The organism is Synechococcus sp. OH2 (genome assembly GCF_047462155.1).
Taxonomy (GTDB): Bacteria; Cyanobacteriota; Cyanobacteriia; order Thermostichales; family Thermostichaceae; genus Thermostichus.
This window is the reverse complement of sequence record NZ_JANSIR010000010.1, coordinates 53,045-63,569: the sequence shown is the minus strand read 5'-3', so window position 1 is coordinate 63,569 and position 10,525 is coordinate 53,045. Positions and strand designations below refer to the sequence as shown.

Sequence of the window (10,525 nt, the reverse complement as noted above, 5' to 3'; positions counted from 1 at the left end):
TAATTCAGCACAACCAGGAGCGGATTCGCCAGAACGAAGAGCGGGGAGATGAGCTGGAGAGGGCCATCCAGGAGTCTCGCCGCGATATGCAGGCCGGGTTTGCCGAGCTGAGGGAAGCGCAAGCCATGATGATGGAGCAATTTCGGGAGCGGGATGGCCGCCTGATCGAGGCTCATCTGGGCTTTATTCGGGAAATGCGGGAGATGCAGCGGGAGATAGCGGAGCTGCGCCTGGATTTTCTCAACCACATGCGCCAGTACCACCCGCCTGTCGAACGCTAGATGGCGAGCCGGTTGCCTCAGCTTGCGGTCGTAGGGGTAGCTGGAGATGGCTCGGTGGCCTCTTGGGCGATTACCCCCCTCTCCCAAGCGCAAACCCTGGCCGGGCCCCCCAGCCTGCTGCAGCACTTTGCCGACCATCCGGCTCGCCAGATCCGGCTTACTGGATCGGTGGAAAGTTGGATCCCGCTTTTGCAAAAGGAGCTGGCACAGGGATCCCTGGTTTTATTGGCCAGCGGGGATCCCCTGTTTTTTGGGATTGGGCGCCTGCTGACCCAGTATTTCCCGGCGGAGCAACTGGCTTTTTACCCCCAAGTCAGCTCGGTGCAGTTGGCCCTCAACCGCCTGCAGATCCCCTGGCAGGAGGCCACCATTCTCAGTCTGCACGGGCGGGGAATGGAGCCGTTGGAACCCGTTCTCAAACAGGGATCCCCTGTGATTGTGGTGCTTACCGACCCAGAGCACACGCCAGCCAGCTTGGCCCAGTTCATTGCCGACCTGCGGCTGCCGGTGCGCTACCAGGGCTGGGTATGCAGCCAACTGGGATCCCCCCACGAGCAGATCCTGCCTCTGCAGGAAGGTGAGAACTCCGCCTTCCCCAGCCCCAATCTGGTGGTGTTGCGCCGCGTTGACCCGGAACCGGATCCCCGCCGCTGGCCCCTAGTCGGGATCCCCGACGATCAGTTCCACACCTTTCCCGACCAGCCCGGCCTGATCACCAAGCAACCCATCCGCCTGCTCACCCTGGGGGCCTTGCAATTGCCGCGGCAGGGAGTGGTGTGGGATGTCGGGGCCGGCACCGGCTCCGTGGCCGTAGAGATCGCCCGCCTCTCCCCCCAGCTCCAGGTCTATGCCGTTGAGCGCAACGCCATGGGTATTTGTCTCATCCGGCGCAACCGCCAACGCTTCGGCCTGGAGAACCTGCACGTGATCCCCGGGGCAGCGCCCCAGGTGCTGGCCGACTTGCCGGATCCGGATCGGGTGTTGCTGGGGGGAGGCGGCAAAGGGATCCGCGATCTGCTGCCGGTGGTGGCGGCCCGCCTGCGGCCTGAGGGGATCTTGGTGGCCAACTTTGCCACCCTGGAAACCTGCAGCGAAACCCTGCAATGGCTGCGCTCGCAGGGCTGGCAGGTGCGGCTAGAACACATCCAGATCTCCCGCTCCACAGCCCTGGCAGAAGGCACCCGCTTCGCCCCCCTTAACCCCGTTTACCTGCTGCAGGGGATCCCTTCAACTTTGCCATCTCGCTGAACTCCCTCCTTTGGGGTGGGGGGGTGAGAGAAAAATTACCCCTCATCCTCCTCGTCGGTGGTGAACCCGGGTCGGTACAGATAGGAGGGGCGATTGGTCTTCTTAATTTGGTCTTTGAGGGATTCTAGGTCGATGTAGCGATCTGCCAAGTTGATCAGTTGGTCACTGGTCATGGAACGCAAGCTGACCACCTCCACCCGTGCCCCTTGGTAGCTGACGGCATTGACCGCGTAGGCCAAATCCCCATCGCCGCTCACCAGCACTGCCGTCTCGTACCAACGCACCAGCGACAACATGTCCACAGCAATTTCCACATCCAGGTTGGCCCGCTTGGATCCATCGGGCAGTTGGGTCAGCTCTTTGGTAACCACGCGGTAGCCGTTGCGACGCATCCAGAGCAAAAACCCCTGCTGCTTTTCGTTGTTGCGATCGACGCCGGTGTAGAAAAAGGAGCGCAGAAGGGGAGAACGGCCGGTCAGCGTCTTCAGCAGGCGGGTGTAGTCGATCTCAATGCCCATCTGCAGGGCGGCATAGAAGAGGTTGGATCCGTCGATGAAGATGGCCACGCGACCGCGGTTGTCCTGGAAGGGATCCGGGGGCTGAAAGCCGGGCTCAGGATCAAGACGCAACATTCGGGCTTTCTTCTCCAAGTTTTGGCAAAGGGATAGAAAAAGATAGGATATTGAGAGGTATAGGAACAAGGCATCGGCAAAAAAAGGCCCTGGCCGGGGAGATACGTCATTTACCCTAGCGCAGGAAACACCCCACCCCTGGAAGACTTCCAAAATCCTAAAGAAAAAATACTTATCGGAGAGCTCTTGCGAATGACAGGCCAACAGGGGGCGCTGCCCTATCGTTTCCCGACCTCCCTGCACAGAGGGGTGTTGCGCAGCCGCTACAAGCGCTTCTTTGCCGAGGTGGAGCTGGAAAATGGGCAACAGGTAACCGCTCACTGCCCCAACACTGGGCCTATGAGGGGGGTTTGCCAGGTAGGGGCACCTGTGTACCTCTCCCATCACCCCGATCCCAAGCGCAAATTGGCCTACACCTGGGAGATGATCCAGGTGGAAGGAGTGTGGGTGGGGATCAACACCGGCCTGCCCAATCGCCTGGTGGAATGGGGGCTGGAACAAGGGTGGTTTCCCCAGTTGGCGGGGTTTTCTCGTTGGCAACGGGAAGTGACCTGCGGCAGGAGCAAAATCGACTTCCTGCTGATAGGAGACTCTGGCTTGGCCTACCTAGAGGTTAAAAATACCACCTGGGCCGTGGGATCCCGCGCCCTCTTCCCGGATACGGTGACGACTCGCGGGCAAAAACACCTGGAAGATTTGATTGAGATCCGCCGGCAAGGGCAGCGGGCTCTGCTGCTGTACTGGATCAACCGTGCCGATTGCACCGAGTTCGCCCCTGGCGCAGAACGGGATCCCCGCTATGCCCATCTGTTTCGCCAGGCGCTGCAGGCGGGGGTCGAGGTGTTGCCCTACCGGATCGCAGTCTCGCCCCAGGGGATCCATCCCCTGGGTTTGGCCAAAATGGTGGCCTGAGCGTTGTCTTGGGAACCTGCTGCTATGCAAGTGGCCACCTGGAATGTCAACTCCATTCGCACCCGGTTGCCGCAAGTTTTGGCTTGGCTAGACAAGCAGGGATCCCTGGATGTGCTCTGCTTGCAGGAGACCAAGGTGGTGGATGAGGACTTTCCCCGCGCCCCCTTTGAGGAGCGAGGCTTTCATGTGGAGGTGTACGGGCAAAAGTCCTACAACGGCGTGGCCGTAATTAGCCGGGAGGTGCCGGAGAAGGTGGAGCGGGGGTTTGGCGCGCTGCTGTCGGCGGCTGCAGACCTGGACGAGCAAAAGCGGCTGATCGGCGCCCTCTACCACGGGATCCGCATTCTCAACCTCTACGTGCCCAACGGCGAGGCGGTGGGATCCGACAAGTACGCCTACAAGTTGCGCTGGCTGGCCACGCTGAAGGACTACCTGGCCGTTGCCCTCAGCCAAGGGGATCCCATCTTGCTCTGTGGGGACTTTAACATTGCCCTGGAAGACCGCGATATCTACGATCCCCAAAAGGCCGGAGAAATCATGGCCTCGGAGCCAGAACGGCAGGCCCTGCGGGAGATCCTGGCTTTGGGGTTTGAGGATGCCTTTCGCAAGTTTAACCCGGATCCCGGGCATTTTAGCTGGTGGGACTACCGGGCCGGAGGGTTTCAGAAGAATCGCGGCTGGCGCATCGACCACCTCTACCTTTCTCCCCCGCTCCAGGACAAGGTCACTGCCTGCTGGATCGACGTCGAGCCGCGGCGGCTACAAAAGCCCAGCGACCATGCCCCTGTGGTTGTGGAGCTGGCGGTCTGAAATCCCCAGGCCGCTCCCTTGCCAATCTTTTCTCGAGACAAGAGCGGCTATCTACGCTAGGCTGGTAGATGTTAACGAATGTATCGGGCTACCGCCATGGCGCTCTTTGGTTTTGGCAAACTGAGCAAGAAGCTGACCTTGCCCACGCCGGAAGAGGCTTTGCCGGGCCGCTCCGAGCCAATGGCAATCGTTAACCGGCACTACGTCAAGGGCACGCCCCTAAAGCCCCCTTTTCCCGAGGGCATGGAGCTGGCCCTGTTCGGCATGGGCTGCTTTTGGGGAGCGGAGCGCAAGTTTTGGCAGTTGCCCGGGGTGTTCACCACTGCCGTGGGCTACGCTGGCGGGTATACCCCCAACCCCACCTATGAGGAGGTTTGCACCGGTTTGACTGGCCACAACGAGGTGGTGCGGGTGGTTTACGATCCCAGCCAGATTAGCTACCTGCAGCTTTTGAAGGTGTTTTGGGAAAACCACGATCCCACCCAAGGGATGCGCCAGGGCAATGATGTGGGCACCCAGTATCGCTCCGGCATCTACGTCTATTCCCCGGCACAACGGGAGCTGGCGGAAAAAACCCGCGATCTCTACCAGCAGGCTCTGAGCGCCCACGGCTACGGCCAAATCACCACTGAGATCCTGGACGCCCCAGAGTTCTACTACGCCGAAGACTACCACCAGCAGTACCTGGCCAAAAACCCACGCGGCTACTGCGGCCTGGGGGGCACCCAGGTTTGTCTGCCCGAGATCCTCACCGAGTCTGTCTAAGCCACACCCTGGCCGATGGCGGTCATGGCTGCCCTCACCCCTGGCCCCTCTCCCTCAGGGAGAGAGGGTTAGAGCGTTGATTGCAAGGATCCCAACAGACCTCTAGAAGATGCGGCGGGAAGGGGATCCCCGCTCCAGCAGCTCCTTGGCCACCAGGGTTACCACCGCCAGCAAGGAGAGCACCACTGCCGCCGCATAGGCCGAGCCCGTGGCATAGCTGCGGTAGGCATCTTCCACAAATAAGGGAAGGGTCTGGGTGCGGCCAATGATGTTGCCAGAGACCACCGCGACAGCGCCGAACTCCCCCATGGCGCGGGCATTGGTCAGGATGACCCCGTACAGGAGTCCCCAGCGGATGTTGGGTAGGGTGATGCGCCAGAAGATCTGCCAGGAATTGGCCCCCAGGGTTTTGGCGGCTTCTTCTTCCTCGCTGCCGGCCTCTTCCAACACCGGCAGTACCTCCCGCACCACAAAAGGGAGCGTGATGAAAGCCGTGGCCAGCACAATGCCCGGAAAGGCAAAGATGACCCGCAGGTTCCAGGATCCCAGCCAACCCTGACGGCCAAAGAGGAGCACCAGCATCAGGCCGGCCACCACCGGGGAAATGGAAAAAGGCAGATCGATCAAGCTGAGCAGCAAAGCCCGCCCCGGAAAACGGCGGCGAGCCAAGGCCAAGGCGGCGCAGAGGCCAAAAAAAGTATTGAGGGGAACAACAACCAGCGCCGTCAGCACCGTCAATCGGAGGGCGCTGAGCAGCTCCCGCTCGGTCAGGTGCTGGAGAAAAGCTGGGATCCCTTCTCGAAACGCCTGATAAAAGATGTTCACCACCGGGATCCCAAGCAGCAGGGCGATGTAGAGCCCGACAATGCCGATCAACAGGCCCGACAGCCAAGGGTTTGTCGATGGCTCCGGTTGGACACCCGCTATCCCGTCAGGTTTCATGGCGACTTCCCCAGGCTTGCAGAAGGTTAATCACCACCAGCGACAAGAACGAGATCCCCAGCATCGCCGTCCCGATCACCGTTGCCCCGGCATAGTCGTACTGTTCCAGCCGCTGGATCACCAGCACTGCCGCGATGAGATCCCGGAAGGGGATGCTAGAGGCGATGATAACAATGGAGCCATATTCACCCACAGCACGGGAAAACCCTAGGGCCACGCCGGTCAAAAGGGCGGGCAAAATCTGGGGCAGCACCACCCGCCAGAAGGTCTGCCAGCGGGAGGCGCCCAAGCTCCAGGCCGCCTCTTCCACATCTCGTTCCAGCTCCTGCAGCACCGGCTGTACCGTCCGCACCACAAAGGGAAAAGAGATAAACAGCATCGCCACCCCCACCCCCAGCCGGGTAAAGGCAATGCGGATCCCCAAGGGGGCCAAAAGGGATCCAATCCAGCCGTTGCTGCTGTAAACGGTTGCCAGGGTGAGGCCGGCCACAGCCGTGGGCAGGGCAAAGGGCAGATCGATCAACCCCTCGAGGAGCTTTTTGCCGGGGAAGGCGTAGCGCACCAACACCCAAGCCGTCAGGGTGCCCATTACGCCGTTAACCAAAGCCGCCAGCAGCGCGGTTACAAAAGTAACCTCATAGGCGGAGAGGGCCACCGGATCCGTCGCGATCCGCCAGAACTCCGCCCAGCCGACGCTGCTGGACTTGGCGATCAAGGCCGCCAGCGGCAAGGCCAACATTAGGAAGAGATAGCCCAAGCTCAGCCGCCACGGCCAAGACAGTTGAAACCCGGCTTGCTGCAACTTTCCTCAAGCTCCCAGCGACATCGGACTCCGTCCCGCCATTGCCAGCGGGGTCATGGCAGTTTTCTTATCGTTTTTTTTGAGGGGAAAGGCCTTGACCACCTTGGGGCGGACATAGACCTGCTGCCCCACCTGCAGCGGCTGGCTGGCATATTGCTCGCGGCTGAGGTGGGCCCACAGGGATCCGCCATCGCTGAGAATCAGCTCCGCCTGGATCTCCCGCCCCAGGTGGATGATCTCTTTGACCCAAGCCGAGACGCCGCTGCTATTGGGGTTGACCTCGATCTGCACATCGTGGGGGCGCAAGAAGAGCTGGTGCGGGCCCGCCTGGGCCTCGGGAAGCTGGCAAGATAACAGGGAGCGGGGAGAGAGCTCGTTGACCGGGCCGATGAAGCTCATGACAAAGGGAGTGGCCGGGTGATCGTAGATCTCGGCAGGGGATCCCACCTGTTCGATCCGCCCCTGGTTCATGACCACAATCTGGTCGGCCACCTCCATGGCTTCCTCTTGGTCGTGGGTGACCAAGACGGTGGTGACGTGTACCTCGTCGTGCAGGCGCCGCAGCCACTGGCGCAGCTCCTTGCGCACTCTGGCATCCAGCGCCCCAAAGGGCTCATCCAGGAGCAACACCTGCGGCTCCACCGCCAAGGCGCGGGCCAGAGCCACCCGCTGCCGCTGTCCCCCCGAAAGCTGTGAGGGGTAGCGATCCCCCAACCCCGACAGTTGCACCAGCTCCAGCAGCTCGTCCACCCGTGCCCGGATCTCAGCCCGCGAAGCTTTGCGGATCTCCAGGCCAAAGGCGATGTTCTGCCGCACCGTCATGTGCTTGAACAGGGCGTAGTGCTGGAAGACAAAGCCAACGTTGCGCTCCTGGACGCTGGCATGGGTGGCATCCCGCCCGGTGAGGAAAATCCGCCCCGTGTCCGGCTTTTCTAGGCCGGCAATCAGGCGCAAGAGGGTAGATTTGCCGGAACCCGACGGTCCCAACAGGGCAACCAGGGATCCCGTGGGAATGGTGAGATCCGTAGGGTGGAGAGCCTGAAACTGGCCAAAACGCTTCGATACCCCTGCAATGGTGATGCCCATAGGTTCTGCCTAGCTAAGGGTTGGCCGGATGGCGCTGCCTATCCCTGAGGAGGTAGGGAGCCTCTAATCTACGGTAAACCTGTCAACAAACCGTTGATACTGCTCCCAGCATACCTTGAATGGGGATGCAAAACAAGGGAGGCTCCCTACAACCCAGCTTGGATGCGGTCAAACACAGCCCCATCGGCAAAGAAGCGGTTTTGGATTGCTTCCCAGCCGCCCAGATCGGCAACGGTTACCAGCTTCTCAATGGGAGGGTACCGCCAGGCAAACTCTTGCGCCACCGTCGGCTCCACCGGACGGAAACCCACCTCGGCAAAGGCCCGTTGCGCTTCTGGAGTAAACAGGTAGTTCACAAAGGCTTCGGCCACGGCGCGGGTTCCTTTTCGCTCCACCGTGGCATCCACCACGGCTACGGGGTTGTCGATGGAAATGTTGGGATCCGGCACCACGTAGGGCAAGGGCTGGCCGCGCAGGCCGGCCAGGATCACCTCCTGTTCGTAGGTGAGCAGGGCATCCCCCTGCCCTTTTTGGAAAAAGACATCCGTAGCCTCCCGCGAGTCCCGTGGCAGAACGCGGACATTTTTGTAGACCTGGGTGGTGAAGGCCAGGGCCTGGGGTTCAGGGACAGCACTCCAGAGGGCCAAAAAGTTCCAGCGGGCGCCCCCTGAGGTTTTGGGGTTGGCGGTAACCACCTGCAAGCCGGGCCGGGCCAGATCCAGCCAAGAGTGGATAGCGTGGGGGTTGCCCTGCCGCGTGACGATTGCCGCCACTGAGCGGGTGACGATCCCTTGGTTGGGCGTGCGGCTTTCCCAGCCCGGTCGAATGAGACCGGCAGCCACAAGGCGCTCCACATCCAGGCCCAGGGCCAGAGCCACCACATCGGCATCCAGCCCGTCAATGACCGCCCGCGCTTGTGTGGCCGAGCCGGCATAGCTGCTTTCTACGCGCACCTGTTGGCCGGTCTGGGCCAGCCAGTGGGCCTCAAAGGCAGGGATGATCTGCTGGTAGGCATCGCGGGTCACCGCAAAAGAAGCTAGGAGAATCCTCACTTCCCTCTGGGATCCCACCCCGCAGCCGCCCAGCCCCAGCAGAAGTCCTAGGAGGAGGGATCCCACCGCCAGCCACCGCCCCACTCTCCCCGACCAGGCCACCGCGACAGGTGAGGGGATCCCCCCTGTCCCTTCCCTCTTCACAGCCACCCCCATTCCGCTCTCCCCAAGAACCTAAAGGTTGAACGGCAGGGATCCATTCTACGGTCAGCCGGTCGGCAGACCGTCTTTAGGGCCAGGGATCCCTAGGCAGGGCAGGGGGTGGGAAGCGCCGCATCGGCAGCAAGATCCAGCGTGGCCCTGAGGAGGCCGGGATCCTCTGGAGAAGGGAGCAGCTGGAACCCCAAGCGCCTGCAGAGGCGGCGCATGCCCTCGTTTTCGCTGAGCACCTCGCCGGTGAGGCGCCGGATCCCTTCGCAGCGGGCCACCTGAATCAGGCGGGTCAGCAGCTCCGTGCCGATCCCCTGTCTTTGGTAGGGATCCGCCACCAACAGGGCAAACTCGGCTTCTTCGGGAAGGCCGTGTTTTTTGGAGAGGCGGCTGATGCCGAGGATTGTAGCTTCTGGCTCCTGTTTTTCCGCCACCAGGGCGATCTCGCGGTCGTAGTCGTTAAAGCAGATGCGAACCAAGCGCTCGTGGGCGATGCGGGCGCTGTATTTGATGGGGTGGAAGTAGCGCAGGTAGATGCTGTAGTCGGAGACGTGGCGGTGAAACTGGATCACCAGCAGCTCGTCTTCGGGACGGATGGGGCGGATGGTGATGCCCTCGCGGAAGGGCCAACTGTACTGGCTGGGGTAGGGGCGGATGGCCAACGGCACGGGTGGTTCTTGCTCCGAGCGCAAAATGACGCGGGCATCCAAAGCCAGCAGTTGCTCGCCCGAGGCCAGCAGGGGGTTGATGTCGATCTCTTGGATCTGCCGCTGTTCGGCCACCAGTTGGCTGAAGCGCACCAAAAGCTGTTCCAGCGCTTCCAGATTGACGGCTCGGCGCCCCCGCACCCCCTTGAGGGCCTTGTAGATGAGGGTATTCTCCATCAGGCGGCGCGCCAAGGTGGTGTTGAGGGGGGGAAGGCCAATGGCGCGATCCTGGAACACCTCCACCAGTTGGCCGCCGCTGCCAAACAGCAACACCGGCCCAAACTGGGGATCCTCGCTGCTGCCCAGGATCAGCTCGTAGCCGTCGGTGCGGATCATCGGCTGCACCGTCACCCCTTGGAAGTGCTCTGGCCCTGCTTTCTCGCTGACGTTGCGGAGAATCTGGGCGAAGGCCCGCCGCACCGCTTCGGCATCGGGCAGGTTGAGCTGGACGCCGCCCACGTCACTCTTGTGGGTGAGGGTATGGGAGTAGAGCTTCAGCACCACCGGGTAGCCCATTTGTGCGGCGGCCTCTACCGCCGCTTCTGGGCTCTTGGCCACCCGCGTGGGCACCACTGGGATCCCGTAGGCGGCCAGGATCTCCTTGGACTCGACCTCGGTTAAGAGCCGGCGACCTTGCTGCCGGGCTTGGCCGAGGATGGGTTGCACCCTCTCGCGCTCGACCGCTGTTGCAGGGAGCAGAGTGGGAGTTTCGTAGAGGGCCTTGAGGTTGTCGCTAAAGCGCCACAGATAGCTGAACACCCGTGCCGCCTGATCCGGATAGCGGTAGGTGGGGATCCCCGCTTGGTTAAGGATCTGCTCGCCGGCATCCACCAAGTCTCCCCCCATCCAACTGGCCAGGATGGGTTGGCGGGAGCCGCTGTGCCGCCAGGTCTCCACCACCTTGGCAGCAGTGGCGGTGGGATCCGTCATTGCCTGGGGGGTGAGGATCACCAAACAGCCCTGGCTGGCGGGATCCCGCAGCACGATCTCCAGCGCCTGGGCAAAGCGCTCCGGCCCGGCGTCGCCCAAAATATCAATGGGATTGCCGTGGCTCCAGTGGGGCGGCAGGATGGAGTTAAGCTGCTCCAGGGTTTGGGGAGAGAGCTGGGCCAGGGATCCCCCGGCGCGGATGAGGGTG

At 62.0% G+C, this 10,525-nt stretch carries 10 protein-coding genes and 1 pseudogene; 5 read left to right on the top strand and 6 right to left on the bottom strand.

The features are described from left to right. Together NW835_RS01050 and cbiE are read left to right on the top strand one after the other, a co-directional pair. Positions 1–281: pseudogene (locus tag NW835_RS01050) on the top strand (hypothetical protein); the annotation flags it as partial. Beyond that, a complete protein-coding gene (gene cbiE / locus NW835_RS01045; protein ID WP_414414290.1) occupies positions 282–1,529 on the top strand; it encodes a precorrin-6y C5,15-methyltransferase (decarboxylating) subunit CbiE in 1,248 nt (415 codons plus the stop codon). A 35-nt stretch (positions 1,530–1,564) separates the two neighbouring features. Here cbiE and NW835_RS01040 read toward each other — a convergent pair whose 3' ends face one another. Beyond that, a complete protein-coding gene (locus NW835_RS01040; protein ID WP_414363936.1) occupies positions 1,565–2,161 on the bottom strand; it encodes an NYN domain-containing protein in 597 nt (198 codons plus the stop codon). A gap of 192 nt (positions 2,162–2,353) precedes the next feature. Between NW835_RS01040 and sfsA the strand changes: the two genes are divergently transcribed. The 3 genes from sfsA to msrA all read left to right on the top strand — a co-directional run bounded on the left by sfsA (position 2,354) and on the right by msrA (position 4,648). Next, positions 2,354–3,073: a DNA/RNA nuclease SfsA gene (sfsA, locus tag NW835_RS01035; protein ID WP_414414289.1), complete on the top strand. Its 720-nt coding sequence runs from the start codon at positions 2,354–2,356 to the stop codon at positions 3,071–3,073. Between the two features lie 24 nt (positions 3,074–3,097). Further along, positions 3,098–3,883, top strand: coding sequence for an exodeoxyribonuclease III (gene xth / locus NW835_RS01030; RefSeq protein ID WP_414363937.1), 786 nt, complete (start codon positions 3,098–3,100; stop codon positions 3,881–3,883). A gap of 96 nt (positions 3,884–3,979) precedes the next feature. Continuing rightward, the gene (gene msrA / locus NW835_RS01025; RefSeq protein WP_414335345.1) at positions 3,980–4,648 is read left to right on the top strand and encodes a peptide-methionine (S)-S-oxide reductase MsrA; all 669 of its coding nucleotides are present in this window, start codon (positions 3,980–3,982) and stop codon (positions 4,646–4,648) included. Positions 4,649–4,750: 102 nt separating this feature from the next. On the opposite strand, the gene cysW is transcribed toward msrA, so the two are convergent. The 5 genes from cysW to NW835_RS01000 form a co-directional block, all read right to left on the bottom strand. Continuing rightward, on the bottom strand, positions 4,751–5,590 hold the full coding sequence (cysW, locus tag NW835_RS01020) for a sulfate ABC transporter permease subunit CysW (protein WP_414335334.1): 840 nt from the start codon (positions 5,588–5,590) through the stop codon (positions 4,751–4,753). Then, positions 5,580–6,392, bottom strand: coding sequence for a sulfate ABC transporter permease subunit CysT (gene cysT / locus NW835_RS01015; RefSeq protein WP_414414288.1), 813 nt, complete (start codon positions 6,390–6,392; stop codon positions 5,580–5,582). Before cysT ends, cysW begins: the two co-directional genes overlap by 11 nt. Positions 6,393–6,398: 6 nt before the next feature. Beyond that, positions 6,399–7,478, bottom strand: coding sequence for a sulfate/molybdate ABC transporter ATP-binding protein (locus NW835_RS01010; protein WP_414363939.1), 1,080 nt, complete (start codon positions 7,476–7,478; stop codon positions 6,399–6,401). A 146-nt stretch (positions 7,479–7,624) separates the two neighbouring features. Beyond that, on the bottom strand, positions 7,625–8,686 hold the full coding sequence (locus tag NW835_RS01005) for a sulfate ABC transporter substrate-binding protein (protein ID WP_414414287.1): 1,062 nt from the start codon (positions 8,684–8,686) through the stop codon (positions 7,625–7,627). 89 nt (positions 8,687–8,775) lie between these two features. Then, the coding region (locus NW835_RS01000; protein ID WP_414414286.1) for a GNAT family N-acetyltransferase at positions 8,776–10,525 on the bottom strand (1,750 nt) is incomplete at its 5' end.